Origin of the sequence: Halomonas sp. G11 (genome assembly GCF_001663515.1) — a bacterium.
Taxonomy (GTDB): Bacteria; Pseudomonadota; Gammaproteobacteria; order Pseudomonadales; family Halomonadaceae; genus Vreelandella.
The window spans coordinates 25,938-43,775 of the sequence record NZ_LYXG01000019.1; the positions used below are offsets into that span (position 1 = coordinate 25,938).

The window sequence follows — 17,838 nt, forward strand, 5'->3', positions numbered from 1 at the left end:
GCTGTGGCGCCATCGTCGGCGGCGACCCGGCGCCACCGGTCTGGATTGCCTGGCTGAATCAGTCGTAAAGGGCGTCGTTGATGACCGGTAGCGCTTCCAGTTGCGGGCGGGCAAAGTAGAAGCCTTGCTGTACCGGAATGCCCAGCGCCATCAAACAGCGCGATTCTTCTCGGGTTTCCACGCCTTCCGCTACCAATTGGGTACCCAGCGTATCCGCCAGAGCCACCAGACTGCGCAGAATCGCCTGGCGGCGCTTGTTGCTGTTGCAGTCCATGACAATCTCACGGTCAACCTTCAGAGTATCCGGGCGCAGGTCGGTGAGCAGATCCAGGTTCGCGAAGCCGTTGCCGAAGTCGTCAAGGGAGGTGGTAAAGCCCATCGCCCGGTAACTCTCGATAATGTTACGCATGTGCTGCCGGTCCTGAACGCGCTCGGTCTCGGTGATCTCGAAGTTCAGCCGCTCGGTAGGCCATCCCACCCGCTGGGAGGTTTCCAGGGTCGCCTGGATACACGCCTCTGGCTCGTAAACGGCATTAGGCAGGAAGTTGATCGATAAACGCGCCTGCATCCCTAGCGTGCTGGCTAATTCAATCGCTTTTATGCGGCAGGCTTGATCGAACCGATAGAGCAAGTCGTCGGTGACCTTTTCAAGAATCGATCCTGCCGACTCGCCATCGGGTCCCCGTACCAGCGCTTCGTAATAAACTACCTGCCGCGCGGCGACATCGACAATGGGTTGAAAGGCCATGGTAAAGGCAAAGGGAACCGGTGTATCACACCGGTTACAGCGCCCATCCACACGCGCGCAATGGTGATGTTCAGACGTCTTCATACTAGCCCTGAGAAATTCTGTATCGTTATGTTGGTGATGCCTTGGCAGCGGGTTTGCGCACTGCCAGTACGACGCCGGTGATGGCAATGAACATCCCTCCAAGCCCTATCCAGGAAAGCCGTTCATCGAATAGCCACCACGCTTGTAGTGCGGTGACGGGTGGCACCAGATAAAACAGGCTCGCCACCCGGGACGCTTCGCCGCGTTTGATCAGCGCCATCAATAGAAGAATAGCGGCTATCGATAGAATCAGTACTAACCAACCAAGCGTCAAGATAAAAGTGAGTGACCAGGTGACGTCGCGTGTTTCGAATAACAGCGCCCCAACACCCAATACCCCACCCGCAGCAAGGTATTGAATGACGGCCCCCGAAAGCAGCGGCATACGCGTGCAAAAGCGTTTCTGGTAAAGCGTGCCCAGTGAAATGCCCATTAAAGCGGCCATCACACTCAACAGGGCGCCCAGCCCAAAACCGCTGAATAGCGATTGCCCCAGCTCCAGTTGACTGCCGAGTACCGCACTGATGCCGAGCAACCCCAAACCCAGCCCCAGCCACTGCTGCCTGGCCAGGCGCTCACCCAACAGCGGGCCGGCACAGGCGGCCGTCAGCAGGGGTTGCAGGCCGACCAACAGCGACGCCAAACCGGCAGGCATGCCAAGCGAAATCCCATAGAAGACGCCACCTAAATAGGTACCGTGAACAAGGAGACCTGAAATGGCGATGTGGATCCATAACCTGGGTGATGAAGGCCAGGATATTTTAAGTATCCATACCAGCGGCGTCAGCAGTAGCACCGTCATCACAAAGCGAATAAATAGAAACGTGAAGGGCTCTGCGTAGGGAAGGCCGAACTTGGCGCCGATAAAGCCGGTGCTCCAGAGCAGCACAAAGAGTGCGGGCATGGCGAGTAATCCGAGTGACGCGGCATCTCGTTGGCGTACGAGCGATATAACACCTTTCATAAGGCTCTCAATATCCAATATGGTTGAGGGTTGGTTACTTAACGTTCTTTTTGTTACATTACTTTACTTAAAAGTTTGAACCTCGACGCTATGTCCGCGTCACATAAACCACATTCATAACGTGTTAACCGAGGTTTTTTTATGCAACGTATGACTGCCCTGTTTTCTGCCGCACTGCTCGCGACTGGCTTGATGACAGCAACGGCCCATGCCCAGCAGGATCAAGAGTCCACACAGGGCTCGATGGCCACTCAAGAAGCGGCACCGACGCAAGATTTTTCTGATGAACAGCTTCAGCAGTTTGCCGATGCATCACAAGAAATTGCGGTCATCTCTCAGGAATACACTGAGCGTCTGCAGGAAGCCGACGATGAAGCCGCTCAGCAGGAAGTCCGTACCGAAGCCAATGACCGCATGATCGAAGTCGTTGAAGACAGCGGCCTAGATGTTGATACGTTCAACGCCATTGGTCAAACAATCCAGCAGGATCCTGAAATGATGCAGCGTGTTCAGGAAATGGCGGAATCGTAAGCAGTCATTGAGCGTTGCACCCAGTTGTAACGTCATTCTATGACATCGCTACGTAGCGGTCTTGAAGCCCGGCGCAAAAAGCGCCGGGCTTTTTCGTGGTTAGGGTTTACGGGTCTTATGCTTAGCGCCACACTTGTATAAATGCCCGTATCAGCGTGGATACGAGGCTAGGTGTTGAAGTCCGGTTATACGGTCTGGGGAGAGAGCATTGGACGTCGAACTACTAGAAATACGCCAGCATATGGGGCAGCACCCCCCTTTCGATAGGCTTTCGGACAGCTTGCTGGATGAAATCGCCAGCCGTGTCGAGGTCAGTTACTTCAAGACAGGCAGCGACATTCTGACGCTAAACGATACGGTGTCCGACCTGTGCTATATCCGTAGCGGTGCCGTCGAGGTGTATCGGCGGCAGGGAGACCTCTATAACCGGCTGGGGGAAGGCGATATCTTTGGCCACTTCAGCTTGTTGCGTAACCAGAAGGTGCGCTTTCCGGCCAAGGCTATCGAAGACACGCTGCTTTACTTTATCCCCAAAGCTGTCTTTCAGCAGCTTTGCGAGGAGGACGAGGACTTCGCTGATTTCGTCGAAGTGGAACGTCCGCGACTGGAAACCGCCGCAGAGCAGCAAAAGAAATCCAACGACATGATGGTGACGCGGATCCGCAAGCTGGTGGTGCGTTACCCGGTCATGGTGGAAGCATCGACCACGGTGCAGCAAGCGGCCCAGCAGGTGAGTCAGGCTCAAGCCTCAGCCGTTCTGGTGCTTAAAGAAGGCAGCAGTAATCCGCGTTACAGCTTCAAGGATAGCGAAGGGCAAACCTGGCAGGTATGCGGCATCCTGACCGACAGTGATTTTCGAACCCGGGTTGTGGCCGAAGGACTCTCGCCCCAAACGCCGGTGGGAGAGGTGGTCTCCTCACGGCTTATCACGGTTCAGTCGGACGTTTCGATCTACGAAGCAATGCTCACCATGCTGCGTAACAACGTTCACCACCTGCCGGTGCTTTATCGTCAGCGGCCAATGGGGGTGGTGCACCTTTCCGATATCATTCGCTATGAAACCCACAGCGGGCTTTATCTGGTGAGCAATATTTTCCACCAGTCGAGCATCGAGGGATTGGCGCGTTTGGCACCGGACGTGAGCGCCTCCTTTGTCAGGATGGTTCAGGAGGGGGCCAATTCCCACATGGTGGGCAGTGCACTCTCGACCATCGGGCGCAGTTTTTCGCGCCGTCTGCTGGAGCTTGCCGAGGAAAAACTGGGACCCCCGCCGGTGTCCTACTGTTTCATGGTCAACGGGTCGATGGCGCGCAATGAGCAGAGTATTGTCACTGACCAGGATAATGCGCTGATTCTGTCGGATGACTTTGTTCCCGAAGAGCACGACGACTATTTCAAGGCGCTGGCGGACTTTGTGAGTGAGGGCCTGGATGCCTGTGGTTATACCTACTGCAAGGGCGACGTGATGGCGACCAACTCACAGTGGCGTCAGCCGTTGCGCGTCTGGAAAAGTTACTTTACCGACTGGATCAACAATCCAACCCCGGAAAGGCTGCTGCACAGTTCGATCTTTTTCGATCTTGATAGCCTCTACGGCGAAGACCTTTTCGTGGAAGCGCTCCAGGACCTGATTGCTGAAAAGGCCCCGCAGTCACCGCTCTTCTTGGCCGCCATGGCGCGTAATGCCCTGAATCGGACACCGCCGCTGGGCTTTTTCCGCACTTTTGTAATGGAAAAAGACGGTAAGCATAATAACTCCATCAACTTGAAGCGCCGTGGTACAGCGCCCATGGTCGACCTGATCCGCGTGCATGCGTTGGCTTGCGGCTCAAAAGCCCAGAACACTTTCCAGCGGCTGGACGACATTGCCAATACGCAACTCCTGGCCACCGGTATGAGCGACAAGTTGAGCTATGCGTTTGAGTTCATGTGCATGTCGCGCATTCGCCACCAGGTGATCGATCTGCAGGAAGAGCGTGTACCCGACAATAATATCGAGCCGGAAAACGTGGCCGATAGTGAACGACACAACTTGAAAGATGCCTTTCAGGTGCTCAGCAATGCGCAAAAGTTTCTGAAGTTCCGTTATCCCGTGCCATCTAGCCGGACGGGACGCTAATATGACGTTTATCCGCCCGCGCCGGAAAATCACCCAGGCAGACTGGGCGATGTATATGCAAAAACGTGCGCCGCTGGCGCAGGATCCAGCCATTCAGCGTTTTTTCGAGACGCCGCCCCCGAGCCTCGACACGCCCATTGCCGAGGTGCCGATGGTCGCGCTGGACATGGAGACGACGGGACTGGATGAGCGTCGCCACGCCATTGTGAGCATCGGACTGGTGCCGTTTACATTAGGGCGCATCAAACTTGCCGAGCGCCGCTACTGGGTGGTGAAACCGCCGCGCCCACTTAATGAGGCCTCAATTACCTTTCACCACATCACCCACTCCGAGATCGCCAATGCTCCGGATCTGGATGAGATTATCAATCCTTTGCTGGAGGCCTTGGCAGGGCGGATCGTGGTGGTGCACTTTCGCCATATTGAACGCCCGTTTTTGGATGCGGCGATCAAGGCGCGGCGCGGTGAGGGCGCCATGTTTCCGATGATTGACACGATGTCGCTTGAAGCGCGGCTTCACCGCCAGAAGCTATGGGCGCGTTTTCGTCGCTGGTTGGGGCGCCCGCCGGTCTCTATTCGCCTTGATGCGAGCCGCCGTCGCTACGGGTTGCCGAGTTATCAAGGGCATCATGCGCTAATCGATGCCATGGCGACGGCGGAGCTGTTGCAGGCGCAGATTGCAACGCACTATGAGCCCAGCACACCCTTGAGGGCGCTTTGGACTTGATGCGCCAAGCGTCACCCACATCTTTCTGAGCATAAAAAACGGGCAGCCCATTGGGCTGCCCGTTCAAGCTTGGCATTACCGTCTTTTTAGACCGCTTTTGGCTCGCTCATCAACCCTTTGATAATGGCATAGCAGGCCACCAGCAGGATGATGGTGAACGGGAAGCCGGTCGAGACCGCCATGGTTTGCAACGCGGTCAGGCCGCCACCGAGCAACAGTGCAATGGCAATCGCGCCTTCGATGATCGCCCAGAATACACGCTGTGGTTTAGGCGCATCGACCTTGCCACCAGCGGTAATCGAGTCGATTACCAGCGAACCTGAATCCGACGAGGTCACGAAGAACACGATGACCAGCACAATGGCCACGAAGGAGGTGATCTGGGACAGCGGCAACTGCTCAAGCATGATGAACAGCTGCAGGTCGATACCTGCATCGCGAACGGCTTCGATGCCCTGGCTGACGTATTGATCGATGGCTGTGCCACCGAAGGTGGTCATCCAAAGTACTGAGACCGTGGACGGCACCAGCATTACCGAGATAATGAACTCACGTACGGTACGGCCGCGCGAAACACGGGCGATGAACATACCGACGTACGGAGACCAGGAAATCCACCATGCCCAGTAGAAGGCCGTCCAGCCTTGGCTGAAGTTGGCATCTTCGCGACCAAACGGGTTGGAAAGCGCTGGCAGATGGGTGGCATAGTTGATCAGGTTTTCGAAGAAGCCGGTAGCGATCAACAGCGTCGGGCCAACCGCAATCACGAAGAACAACAGTACCGCCGCCATGGCGATATTGATCTTGGAAAGTAGCTGAACACCTTTGTCCACGCCCGCCATGATAGAACCGATCGCAATGATCGTGATGCCGATGATCAGCAGAATCATGGTGACATCGGATTCTGGCGCACCAAACAGGTAGGTTAACCCCGCCGCTGCCTGGGTAGCCCCCAAGCCAAGCGAGGTGGCAAGGCCAAACAGCGTGGCGAACACGGCCAGGATATCGATCAAGTGGCCAGGCCAGCCCCAGACACGCTCACCCAGAATGGGGTAAAACACCGAGCGCATGGAAAGGGGAAGCCCTTTGTTAAAGGAAAACAGCGCCAAAGACAATGCCACGACCGAGTAGATGGCCCAAGGGTGCAAGCCCCAGTGGAAGATGGTCGCCGCCATGCCAAGCGCCGCTGCACCGGCCTGGTCGCCTTCAGCACCGGCCAGCGGTGCCCAGCTGCCCCCATCGAAAGACGTGCCAAAGTGGGTCAATGGCTCATTCACACCATAAAACATCAGGCCGATGCCCATGCCTGCTGCGAAGAGCATCGAGAACCAGCCCATATAGGTAAAATCGGGCTTGGCGTCTGCCCCACCCAGGCGAATCTTGCCGAGTGGAGAGAAAACCAGGCCGATACATAAAATGACGAATATGTTGGCCGCCAGGATAAAGAACCAGGCGAGATTACCGGTCAGGAAGCTGAAGACAGCGTCGTAGATTGGCGCAATGGTGTCTTGCAGGGCCAACGTAAGTATCACGAACAGCAGTACGACGATGGAAGATATGGTGAAAACCTTGCCGTGCAGGTCAAGGTTAACCCCCATCGTTTTGGTCGTGATGTTGTCCTGGCCGATAACGTAATCGGTATCGATCAGGTTGGCTGGCCCCTCCGGAGCAGGAATCCCTTCCGAAGGAGCGGTCTCATCTGGCGATTGGTCTTGCGATTTGTTATCCACAAAGTTGCTCCCTTAGCTATTTACAACAGTACGCCATAGAACAGTACGCATTCTTATTTGCTCGGGCGAAGTAGGAAGACGGAGGCGTCGGTGTGTGTGGCTACCTTGCCGCCATGAGAGGGCATGACGATATCCAGATGGCTTGGTAAATGGGTCGCCATCATGACCAGATCCGCGCCTGTTTCATCGATGGCTTTCACCAACAAGTCATCGACATTGGCAATGGGGTCGGTCGAGCTATAGACCTTGATGCTGACAGGTTGCCCATGCACCTTATGACGGTCCTGAGCGAAAGCGTCCAGCTTTTGCTCATATTCCTGAGGCGTGCGGGCGACGCTGGTGGGCGTATTGGCCGTAACGCTGACGTAGGTAATCTTCGCGTCATATTGTTTGGCCATGTCCGCGACGACGCCTAAAGCGGGCTCCAGCGTTTCCAGGTGAGCAAGGTCTACGGGCACCATAATGTTGTTAAACACGGCAATCTCCTCGCTATACTTCCGTAATGATCAACATTGGTAAAAGGCATGCTGGTCATCGCTATGGTTTAGACGAGATTAAAAAACTGAACTGGTGCGCAAGTACGCACCAGTTCATTTCTTCTATCGTCCAGGCGAGAAATTAGTTGTTAAGCCATTCCTCGACGACGTCCTGGTTATCTTCAACCCACTGCTTGGCATTTTCGTAGGGGTTGCTGTCTTCTTCCTGGTTCATGAGCATGACCTCGCCCATCTGTTCAGGCGTCCACTCGAAGGCATCAAGAATGGCATAGGCTTCCGGCATGTCGTCTTCCAGGCCATCGCGCACGACAGTGTGAATCTGCTCGGCGCCACCGTAGACGTTTTCCGGATCTTCCAGGTATTTCACGTCAAAGCGGGCGAACATCCAGTGCGGTGTCCAGCCCGTAACGACGATGTCTTCCTCGTTTTCAATAGCGCTTGCGAGTGCGGCGGTCATGGTGGCACCGCTGCCGCTGCGCAATTGAAGATCAAGATCATAGGTATCCACAACCTCTTCGGTGAGGGACATCAGGCCCGCACCAGGATCAATACCGATAATCTCGCCGTTAAAGTCGTCGGCGTTGTCGTTCAGGTCGGCAATGGAATCGACATCGGTATACTCGGGAACCACCAGGCCTAGCTTGGTGCCATCCAGGTTGGGTCCGAGATCGTCAACGTTGTCGCCAACGCGCTCCATATAGTTCTCATGGGTCGAAGGCAGCCAGGCAGCCACAATAGCGTCAGCATCCCCGGTAGACAGCGCCTGGAACATGGCCGCCGCCGAGAGTGATGTCATATCGACATCGTAGCCTTCTTGCTCAAGTACAGCGCGAACCACGTTGGTTGACGCGACTTCAGATGACCACTCCACATAAGCCAGGTTGACGGTGCCTTTGTCCTGAGCCTGAACCATGCCACCAGCGGCAAGGCCAGCGCCTGAGACGAGTGCCAACGAGGCGAGACGGATACGGCGATTCAGCATACGAGTTTTCATTCACTTGCTCCCTTGGATGGAGAGGTGGCATTAGCCACCTCAAACAAAGTCGTGTTTACTTCGTATCGCTTACAGCATGGGCATGTATCCCATGCTGTGCAAGTCCCACCAGCTTGAACGCCGGTGCCGTAAAAGGCCAGTAGGGACTTTTAACGGCGCGACTTACTGAACGATTGAGTCAGGCGATCAAGCACCATGGCGAGAATAACAACCGCAATGCCGGCTTCAAAGCCGTCACCCGGACGTAGACGTTGGATGGCACGCCATACTTCGCTGCCCAGACCATCCGCGCCGATCATGGCGGCGATGACCACCATGGAGAGCGCCAGCATGATCGTTTGGTTAATGCCGGCCATGACCGTCGGAAGCGATAACGGCAGCTGCACCTTGAAAAGCTTCTGACCGCGGGTCGCCCCGTAGGCATCAGCGGCTTCAATCAGCTCTACGGGTACCTGGCGAATGCCGAGGGTGGTGAAGCGGATCGCTGGCGGCATCGAGAAAATGACGGTCGCAAAAATGGCCGAGACCGAACCGATCCCGAAAAACGGGATGGCCGGAATCAAGTACACAAACGCCGGCATGGTCTGCATGAAGTCGAGGATTGGCATGATAACGCGGTACAGGCGCTGGGATAGCGCGGCGGCAATGCCGACCGGAATCGCCATGACCACGGCCACCAGCGTGGCGATGACCACCAGCGTCAAGGTTTCGATCATGGGATCCCAGAGTCCCAGGTTCCATATCAAGGCCATCCCGGCGGCTGCGCCGATGGCAAGGCGCGGTGATGCGGCTTTCCAGCACAACAGCGCGATAATGGCCAATAATGCCCACGGCGGGAGCCACATCAGGCCATCATTGAGACCGCCGATCCCGGTTTGTGTAACGCGAGAAATGGCACGTGTGACCAGTGAGTATTCGCTGGTCAGCCAGGTCAGACTGCTTTCAATCCAGTAACCTAACGGAATGCTTGGAATATCCATGATTATTCTCCTGCCCGAGCGAGTTCATCGAGTACTGCCCCTTTCACCACGACGCCGAGCAGCCGTTGCTGTTCGTCTATCACGGCGATTGGGAAGCTCTTGTCGCTGAACATGGCGAACAGGTTATGAAGCGGTTCGTCAGTGGTGACTTTGCGAAAGTCCTGGGTCAAGTAATCGGTAATGGCATCGGCACCTGCCTCGATAGCGCGGCTGGCCTCCTCGGCTTCGAGAAGCCCGAGTAGTTTACGGTCCCGGTCAGTCACGTAAATCGAGTCGACACTGTTTTCACGCATGCGGTGCAAGGCGGTGCGTGGTCCATCGCTTTCCCGGGCGGTCGTGCGCACCGGGCGCATGGCGCTCTCGGCCGTCAGTATGCGCGAGCGGTCAACGCCTTCGATAAAGCGGCGCACGTAGTCGTCGGCCGGTTTGGTCAGGATGTCTTCTGGGGTACCGATTTGCACAACTTCACCGTCCTTCAACAGCACGATGCGGTCGCCAATATTCAGTGCTTCGTCCAGGTCGTGAGTAATGAAGACGGTGGTTTTCTGCATTCTGGACTGCAGCTGCAGGAGTTCCTGCTGCATATCCTTGCGAATCAAGGGGTCCAGCGCCGAAAAGGCTTCGTCCATCAGCAGGACGCTGGCATCGTTTGCCAGTGCCCGGGCAAGACCAACCCGCTGCTGCATACCGCCGGATAGCTGGTTGGGATACGCATCCTCCCAACCATCCAGGCCTACCTGGGTGAGTGACTCGCGCGCCTTTTTATCGCGTTCAGCGGGGGCGATGCCGCGGATTTCCAAGCCAAACTGAGCGTTTTGCAGCACCGTTTTGTGGGGGAAAAGGGCAAAGTTCTGGAACACCATTGAAAAGTGCCGACGACGGCACTCGAGCAACGCCTTCTCGCTCAGCGAAGGGATATGCTCATCGTCGATGAGTATATCCCCTTCGCTGGTGTCGATAAGTCGGTTTAGGCAGCGGATAAGGGTGGATTTACCCGATCCCGATAGCCCCATGATGACCAGTAGCTCGCCTTCATAAACATCAAAAGAGATGTCGGAAAGCCCCAGTGTTTGGCCCGTTTTTTCAAGAATTTCAGGGCGTTTTAATCCCTGGTCGCGAAGTTTGAGAGCGCTTTTGGGATTTTTCCCAAAGACCTTGCTTACGCCTCGTACCTGAATTTTGACATTTCGTGTCTCGTCCATCGGCGATGCCTTTTGTTAACTGGGTTAGGTGCTGGCGCCTGTTTAGCCACAAAAAATGACCCATAAGGCCAGCGAATACCGTCACCCATAAGTAGAAAGATGAGATGAAGTGCTTAAAAGATTACCAATTATTATACATAAGTGTTTTGGGTGTGTCACAACGCCTCGCCATGGGTGGCTGCATAGTGTCTCATGTGTCATTTTTCACCCACTGGCCAGCGCGGCACAGGCCCAAAAAAATATCAGTTATATTTTTTAAGATACTGATTAATATAATTTTTATTCTATTTAGGCAAAGGTTGGCGTAGAGTTTGTACGAAGTTTCGTTAAATGTACTCTATGTGACTTTACTCAAGTCTTTAGTGAACGATAATTACCTGATTAAACGCAATATAAACGCATGTACAGTAAGCAACCCACACAGATGTAGATTGAAAATTGCTGTCTGTGAACTTGTTGCTTAATGCTGACGTCACAGGGCAGTAACGTCCAAGCTGGAATGGAGTAAGCGCGTGAAGTTATATCGTTTTAATGGTCAATCAAGTGTCCTGGCAGCCTTGCTTTTGAGCGGTGTTTTATTGGCAGGCTGCGGTCAGGAAGAAGAAGCAGATGGCACAGACGTGCCAGAGGCAACAACCCAGGACCAGCAGAATAGCGAAGCAGCCGACGGAGCTTCCACCCAGGATGATCAATTCGTTTCTGAGCAGGAAAATGATCCGGCGATGGAAAGCGAAGCAGGCATGCAAGGTGAATCAGGAATGGAAGGCGAGTCCACTGGCACTGAGGCCGCACAAGAAGGCGAGCCATTGGCAGGTGACGCCACTGAAGAGCCTGGCTTTGGTGATGGGACGGATCCCATGCCCGGTGACGGCGAGGATGCAAGCGATCTGTCAGCAAATGACTCGGCCAGCGGTGACAGTAACGGTGGCGATCAGTCAGAAAACGCGGATGGCGAGGAAGAAGATAGCAGCCAGTAAGTCAGTTTAGTTACCAAGTCCCTACGATGGTAAACCGTTCAACTGTTTGTTCCCTGCGGTTGTTTTCACGGTTTATCATCCCTTCAGCCCCCGCGCCCGCGGGGGCTTTTTTTATCTATCCGTTTTTTATATATCCGTTTTTAATCAGGACTCTTCGCTATCTTCCAGGCGACGGTAAAGCGTGCGGCGGGCGATGCCCAACACTTCTGCGGTGCGCCGTTTGTTGCCGCCTGTCGCTTCCAATACCTTGCGGATGTAACGCTTCTCGACTTCTTCCAGGCTGGGCCAGGGCGCCGCTGTGGCCGCAGGCATCCTGGGTGTGGGTAGCACTTCACCGGTAACCGTCGCGGTGGTCTGGGCGGCATCCTGAGAGAGTTGTTCGCGCAGTCGTTCAGGCAGGTGCTGATGGCGTAGCGTGCCATCTTCACTGAGCGTAACGGCGCGCATAATGGCATTTTCAAGCTCGCGCACGTTACCGGGGTAGGGGTAGTGGAGCAGGCAGTGCAGCGCATCGGGCTCGATTTGCTCAATCTGTTTGTGCTGAGCGTCGGCATGCTTGTCGATCAGGGTGAATACCAGGTGCTCAATGTCGGGACCACGCTCACGCAAGGGGGGGATGCGTAACGAGAAGGTTTCCAACCGGTAGAATAAATCGCTTCGAAAGTTGGCCTGCTCGATTTCCTTTTCCAAATGCCGATGTGTGGCGGCGATGATCCGTACATCAACCGGTTCTTCGCGCTCGCCGCCAACGGGGCGGACGGTTTTTTCCTGCAGCGCGCGGAGCAGTTTTGCCTGAAGGTTGATCGGCATTTCGCCGATTTCATCCAGGAAGAGACTCCCGCCCTGGGCGCTGTGAAAGAGGCCCTGTCGTGCCTCATTGGCGCCGGTAAAGGCCCCTTTAACGTGGCCAAAAAACTCGCTTTCCATCAGCTCAGCGGGAATGCTGGCGCAATTGACCGCCACAAAAGGCGCATCGTGACGCCAGCTTTCCTGATGAATCGCCTGAGCCAGAAGTTCCTTGCCGGTGCCGCTTTCACCCAGCAGTAGAATGGGGGCATCACTTTTTGCCAGGCGCGAGGCGTCCTTGAACAGCGCCTGCATGGCGTCGCTTTGACCCACAATGCCGTGAAAGTGGCTAGTGTCAGCCACGTGGGACACCGCCAGACGCTGGCGTTCCAGCACGCGAAATACCGATTCCCGTACGGCGTCGAGATCCAGCGGTTTGGTCAGGAAGTCGTCGGCTCCGAGCTTGAGCGCTTCAACGGCCTGATCAATGGTACCAAAGGCCGTAATCACAATAATGCCCAGCTCACTGCCTTCATGACGTAGCTGCTGGAGCAGTTGAATGCCGCTGATACCCGGCAGACGTACATCGGTAATGATCAGGGATACGGCCGTGTGGCTTAACAGGGCAATGGCATCCTCCGCGCTGGAAACACCGTGGGTAGCGTAACCAGCGTCCTGTAATTCTTCTTCCAGCAGCTCGCGTATGGCGCTGTCATCTTCCACTACCAACAAAGGTAAAAAATGTTCCGGGTGCTTCACAGACATGGCCCTCATGCAGGTGTGGTGTCGTAAAGAGGCAGCGTGATTTCAAAACCGGCGCCGCCCAGGGGGCTGTTGAAAACGCCGATCGTGCCGCCATGATCGTTGATGATTCGATGTACCATCGAAAGTCCTAACCCGCTGCCCTGGCCAACGGGTTTGGTGGTAAAGAAAGGGTCAAATACCTGTTGATGGTGCGAGGTGGGGATACCAGGGCCGTCATCCTCAACCCATAAATGAAGCTCGTGTTGCTGCTGCTCGGCGCGGACACGGATGTGACGAACGCCCTCCGCCTGGGCCGCATTGCGCAACAGGTTGGTTAGCACCTGAATAATTTGCTGCCCGTTGGCCAGCAATGTTGGCGTTGGTCGGGGCAGGTGGGTTTCCAGATGTACCCCACGGGGTTCCAATTCGTCTTCCACCAGGGCGCTGGCGTTGTGCATCAACTCGTCGAGGGGTTGCTGGTCTTTTTCAACGTTATGCTGGCGGCCCAGCTCCATCAGTTGACGGACAATCTCGACGATCCGTTCCACCTCGCCGCGAATACGGCTCAACCGGGCACGTTCGTCGTCGCCGATGACGTCACGCCGGGCCAGACGCTGCGCCTGGCCGTTGATCACGGTCAGCGGTGCGCCAATTTCATGAGCAACCCCCGCCGCGAGGACGCCCAGCTCGGCAAGCTTCTTGGATTTACGCAGCCGCTTTTCAAGCTCGATTTCGCGCTGTTGGCGATCTTCGATGTCGTGATCTTTCTCGGCCATGGCATCCAGCATGCCGTTAAGCCCTGACGCCAGCCGACGGTACTCCGCTGGCCCTTCAATGTTGGCGCGCTGACTACGATCCCCTTCCTCGACGCGCTGCATGACCATCAGCAAACGATTCAAGGGCCGTTCGATATACTGACGAAATCCCCACCAGATGCTCAGTACAATGCCCGCGGCGCCAAACACGAACACCAGCCCGGCCACGATGCTGAGAAACCCGGTGTAGTTTTCGATGCCGGTATTTAAACGGTTGACCTGCAGTACGCCACTTATTTCACCATCCGGTGTGCGCAGGGGTTTGAGAGCCGAGTAGTAGGTCCAGCCTTCAAACTGTCGGTAGTCACCGTAAAGTTCGTCGTCCGCGATCACCTGCTGGATCTCCTCGCGGCTAAACAACTCGCGGCCGAGCCCCAGGCCGTAGATTTCCCGTCCATCGGTATCGAACACATAGGCCCCGTAGATGCGATGAAACGAGAAAGCGGCTTCCAGCGCTTCCTCGAGCGAGGCGTCACTTTCCCTGGCAACGGCATAGCCCAGCGTCGTACTTAGTGCATGGGTGATCATGTCGACTTCATTCTGCAGCTTCGAGCGAACGTTATCTTCCATGGACTTGATCGCCACCAGGCTAAACACCACTAAGACAACGAATAGCGGGACAATGACGGTCAGAATAATCAAGTTTCGTAAACGCATGCGTTAACCGGGGTTATGGATCGTCAATTAGCGAATAGCCGTTAGTCGACAGGACGTAGACGATAAAGACCACCGTCGGCGGCATCAGTCAGCAGATAAATCGCCTCGTCAGGCCCCTGATACACGTCGCGGATGCGGCCGATCTCTCCATCAAGGATAACTTCGTGGCGAGCCACCTGATTATCTTCGATCTGCAGCCTGACCAACTGTTCACTGCTCAGGCCGCCTGCTAACAGCTGGCCTTGCCAATCGCCAAAAGCGCTACTGGTGACTTCTGCCAGACCGGACGGCGCAAACCGGCCTTCGAATACGTACACCGGGTCAACCATACCGGGTTTGGAGGCTTCGCCGATTGGTTCGTTGGTCGCATAGTCGTTGCCTCGGCTGACCTCGGGCCAGCCGTAATTTTCACCCGCCATCAGGCGATTCAGCTCATCGCCGGTTCTGGGGCCATGTTCCGTAGCCCAGGGTTCGCCATCTTGCCGGACCACCATGCCCTGAATGTTGCGGTTGCCCTGGGTGTAGATTTCATCAAGCGTGGACGCATCGCCCACAAAGGGATTGTCGTCGGGTGCGTCGCCGGTCTCGGTCAGGCGCAGTGTAGAGCCTGCGTGATCGTCATCAGCCTGGGCACGGGTCGGCTTTTGACCGCGATCGCCAATGCTCATCAGCAGGGTGCCGTCCGGCAGCCAGGCAAGGCGTGAGCCGTAATGGCGCCCTGGTGAGGAAGCACGATCCTGGGCAAACAGATGTTCGACATCACCCAGCTTGTCCCCCTGCCACTTCACACGGGACAGCGCGCTGCGACTGCCCCCGTCCGTGGGTTCGCTCCAGGTGAAATAGACCCAGTCATGGTCGCCGTCGCCAAATTGCGGGTGCAGGGCAATATCCAGGAGTCCGCCCTGGCCGCGTTGACTGACGTCGGGCAACCCGTCAAGGGCACGCGGTTCGCCGCCCTCGGCGTCAATCACGTTCAACTGCCCAGGCCGCTCGCTGACCAGAAAATGACCGTCCGGGAGTACGGCTACCGACCAGGGATGTTCGAGACCACCGGCGACCTTTTCGATCGAAAAAGCCAACTGGTCGGTCTCAACGCGTTCCTCGATCATTTCGGCGGCGCTGACAGGGGCGCTGGCGAATAACCCAAAAAGAACAGCGGTCAACCAGCGCTGACGGAATACATAGGCAGATAAGCGGCGCATTGGGGCTCTCCCAAAAGGTGGCAGATATTAGGCGCGTTTAGCAGAGACGCTTTTAGGGCCGAGAGGTTCCCTGTTTAGGTCCTCAGCTCACGGCATCAGCCAGATAAGTAACAGCGGGAGATAAACCAATGCCAGCAGGGTGGAACAAAACACCAGGCTTGCCACATAGGCGGGTTCACGCTGAGAACGCTGGGCAAACAGGTAGTTAAATACCGCGACCGGCATGCTCATTTGCAGCACCAAAATCCCCTGGGCCAACGGGGGAAGCCCCATCAGGTCGGCAATCACCCAGGCTGCCGTTGCGGCGAGCGGAATGCGCACCAGACTGAAACCGAGGCCCGAGCGCAGGTTTTTGACCTTAATGCTGGCCAGTGACACGCCAAGGGTGATCAGCATCAGCGGCACGGTAAAGCCCGACATCAAATCCACACTGTTGGCCAGCCAAAGCGGCAGTTCGGTGTCGGTCAGCAACAACGCCATGGCAATGGCGATGGCGTAGACCGTCGGCGTCTTGGCCAGTGACTTGAGCGGATTCCCCCGGCTGGCCAGCATGGTACCCACGGTAAATTGAAATAGGGACACCGTGACCATCACGGTAATACCGTAGACAAAACCGGCACTGCCAAAGGCGTAAAGCACCACCGGCAGCCCCATATTGCCGGTATTGGGGTACATCATGGGGGACAATAATACACGCCAGTCACGACGCAAAAGCTTGGCCACAAAAAACGTTGCCCCGGCCATGCAGATGATCACCAGCGCGGTTGAGAGCATGGTGCGGCCAAAGGTGCTGGCGTCTATCTCCGCCCCGGCGAGCGACGCCAGCACCAGCGAGGGCGTCCCGATATTGAAAACCAGCCGGGTGACAAAATCGACCGGATAGGGGTGGCCCAGTCGTACCCAGGTAAACCCCAGGCCAGCGCCCGCCAGCACGGGGGCCATTACCGCAAATAGTTCCGCCAGCATGGCGCGTCCTTGGCAATGAATGGCCGACTATTGTGAATAGGTAGCGGACTAACTGGCAAGTCGTTAAAGCAAAACCTAAGCCGCGACCTCGTTGTGCTGCCATTGGCGTGGCATTGTCTGGCGCAAAAATGCCAGCAGCGCCTTCACGCGCCTGGGCTGGTAGCCGTAGGCGTAGAGCAGCGTGATGGGAAGCGGCGCTGGCTGCCAATTGGGAAGGCAGGGCGTCAGTTCACCGGGATGGTGGGCCTCGCGTTTGTCGGCCAGCCAGTGAGGCAGCAGGCCGATCCCCTTGCCGTGGGCGATGGCATCCAGGTGAAGTGCTGTCATGTCCACCCGCAAGCGTGAGCGGGGCGGATAGAAGTGGTAATTGCCGTGGCTTTCATGGTGCAGCAGCAAGCCATCCTGAGTCGTGCTCAACAGGTCGATCCAGGGGTGGTTGGCAAGGTCGCGCGGGTGTTCAAGCAATGGTTGCTGGTTGAGGTACGACGGGCTGGCATAGAGACCACGCGTCAGACTGCCTAGTGGCTCCTGGTGGAGGCCGTTTTCCGGCACCGGCCCCAGGCACACATGAACACTGTGACTGTTAAGCGAACTGGGCGGCTCATCCCGGGTACGCAAGGTGAGCTCGACTTGGGGGTAGCGTGCCATGAAGGTATCCAGGACCTGCCCCATCCAGCCTCTTGCCAGCGCGCTGTGAACCTCCAGAGTCACCGTCCCGCTGATATCTTCACGCAGCTCGGCCAGCGCTTCATGGCTGCTTGCCGCCAGTTTCAGCATGTCCTGGCAGTAGCGATGGAAGACAAGCCCCGCCTCGGTAGGCAGCAGCCGATTAGCCTGGCGACGCAGCAGCGGTTGTTCCAGGCGCGCTTCCAGATGGCTGATACGCCGGCTCAGGGTGGATTTGGCCAACCCTAACTTGCGCGCGCTGCGCGTCAGACTGCCGGATTCCATTACCTCTGCAAAGGCCTTTAGTTCGTCGAAATCATGCATGGGGTACACCGCAGAAACGGGGGAAACGGGCGTATTGTGCCAGTATTTTAAACGAATAAAAATTATTGCGATTTGTGTTGCGGTTATTTGAACATGCTGTTCCACCCCGAGAGGGGCTAAATTGT

General features: G+C 56.2%; 16 protein-coding genes. 4 read left to right on the forward strand and 12 right to left on the reverse strand.

Going from position 1 to position 17,838, the window contains the following annotated elements:
- Positions 1-58 precede the first annotated feature (58 nt).
- Positions 59-748 (reverse strand): EAL domain-containing protein, encoded by a 690-nt coding sequence (locus tag ADS46_RS09985; protein ID WP_066319552.1) that lies wholly within the window; start codon positions 746-748, stop codon positions 59-61.
- Positions 749-857: 109 nt separating this feature from the next.
- Complete coding sequence (locus ADS46_RS09990) at positions 858-1,796, reverse strand: DMT family transporter (RefSeq protein ID WP_066319554.1); 939 nt, start codon at positions 1,794-1,796, stop codon at positions 858-860.
- Between the two features lie 141 nt (positions 1,797-1,937).
- Here ADS46_RS09990 and ADS46_RS09995 point away from each other — a divergent pair, with 141 nt between their 5' ends.
- The 3 genes from ADS46_RS09995 (at position 1,938) to ADS46_RS10005 (ending at position 5,173) form a co-directional block, all read left to right on the forward strand.
- Entirely contained in the window at positions 1,938-2,327 is a 390-nt protein-coding gene (locus tag ADS46_RS09995) for a DUF4168 domain-containing protein (protein WP_066319556.1), read from the forward strand.
- 208 nt (positions 2,328-2,535) lie between these two features.
- Positions 2,536-4,446, forward strand: coding sequence for a DUF294 nucleotidyltransferase-like domain-containing protein (locus ADS46_RS10000; protein ID WP_066319559.1), 1,911 nt, complete (start codon positions 2,536-2,538; stop codon positions 4,444-4,446).
- Position 4,447: 1 nt separating this feature from the next.
- Entirely contained in the window at positions 4,448-5,173 is a 726-nt protein-coding gene (locus ADS46_RS10005; RefSeq protein ID WP_066319561.1) for a 3'-5' exonuclease, read from the forward strand.
- Positions 5,174-5,259: 86 nt separating this feature from the next.
- Here the strand turns inward: ADS46_RS10005 and ADS46_RS10010 are convergent, their stop codons facing one another.
- From ADS46_RS10010 to ADS46_RS10030, 5 genes are all read right to left on the reverse strand, one after another.
- Complete coding sequence (locus ADS46_RS10010; RefSeq protein WP_066319562.1) at positions 5,260-6,903, reverse strand: BCCT family transporter; 1,644 nt, start codon at positions 6,901-6,903, stop codon at positions 5,260-5,262.
- A gap of 53 nt (positions 6,904-6,956) precedes the next feature.
- A complete protein-coding gene (locus ADS46_RS10015; protein WP_066319564.1) occupies positions 6,957-7,379 on the reverse strand; it encodes a universal stress protein in 423 nt (140 codons plus the stop codon).
- Between the two features lie 142 nt (positions 7,380-7,521).
- On the reverse strand, positions 7,522-8,394 hold the full coding sequence (locus ADS46_RS10020; RefSeq protein ID WP_066319566.1) for a glycine betaine ABC transporter substrate-binding protein: 873 nt from the start codon (positions 8,392-8,394) through the stop codon (positions 7,522-7,524).
- A gap of 149 nt (positions 8,395-8,543) precedes the next feature.
- Entirely contained in the window at positions 8,544-9,374 is an 831-nt protein-coding gene (locus tag ADS46_RS10025) for an ABC transporter permease (protein WP_066319567.1), read from the reverse strand.
- 2 nt (positions 9,375-9,376) lie between these two features.
- On the reverse strand, positions 9,377-10,576 hold the full coding sequence (locus tag ADS46_RS10030) for a quaternary amine ABC transporter ATP-binding protein (protein ID WP_066319570.1): 1,200 nt from the start codon (positions 10,574-10,576) through the stop codon (positions 9,377-9,379).
- 512 nt (positions 10,577-11,088) lie between these two features.
- On the opposite strand from ADS46_RS10030, the gene ADS46_RS10035 reads away from it, so the two are divergent.
- Complete coding sequence (locus ADS46_RS10035; protein ID WP_066319578.1) at positions 11,089-11,553, forward strand: hypothetical protein; 465 nt, start codon at positions 11,089-11,091, stop codon at positions 11,551-11,553.
- 144 nt (positions 11,554-11,697) lie between these two features.
- Here the strand turns inward: ADS46_RS10035 and ADS46_RS10040 are convergent, their stop codons facing one another.
- The 5 genes from ADS46_RS10040 to ADS46_RS10060 all read right to left on the reverse strand — a co-directional run bounded on the left by ADS46_RS10040 (position 11,698) and on the right by ADS46_RS10060 (position 17,713).
- Positions 11,698-13,104, reverse strand: coding sequence for a sigma-54-dependent transcriptional regulator (locus ADS46_RS10040; RefSeq protein ID WP_156524497.1), 1,407 nt, complete (start codon positions 13,102-13,104; stop codon positions 11,698-11,700).
- 5 nt (positions 13,105-13,109) lie between these two features.
- A complete protein-coding gene (locus ADS46_RS10045) occupies positions 13,110-14,555 on the reverse strand; it encodes a sensor histidine kinase (RefSeq protein ID WP_066319580.1) in 1,446 nt (481 codons plus the stop codon).
- Between the two features lie 41 nt (positions 14,556-14,596).
- On the reverse strand, positions 14,597-15,757 hold the full coding sequence (locus ADS46_RS10050) for a PQQ-dependent sugar dehydrogenase (protein WP_066319582.1): 1,161 nt from the start codon (positions 15,755-15,757) through the stop codon (positions 14,597-14,599).
- Between the two features lie 87 nt (positions 15,758-15,844).
- The gene (locus ADS46_RS10055; protein WP_066319584.1) at positions 15,845-16,723 is read right to left on the reverse strand and encodes an AEC family transporter; all 879 of its coding nucleotides are present in this window, start codon (positions 16,721-16,723) and stop codon (positions 15,845-15,847) included.
- A 75-nt stretch (positions 16,724-16,798) separates the two neighbouring features.
- Positions 16,799-17,713 (reverse strand): LysR family transcriptional regulator, encoded by a 915-nt coding sequence (locus ADS46_RS10060; RefSeq protein WP_066319589.1) that lies wholly within the window; start codon positions 17,711-17,713, stop codon positions 16,799-16,801.
- Between the last annotated feature and the right edge of the window lie 125 nt (positions 17,714-17,838).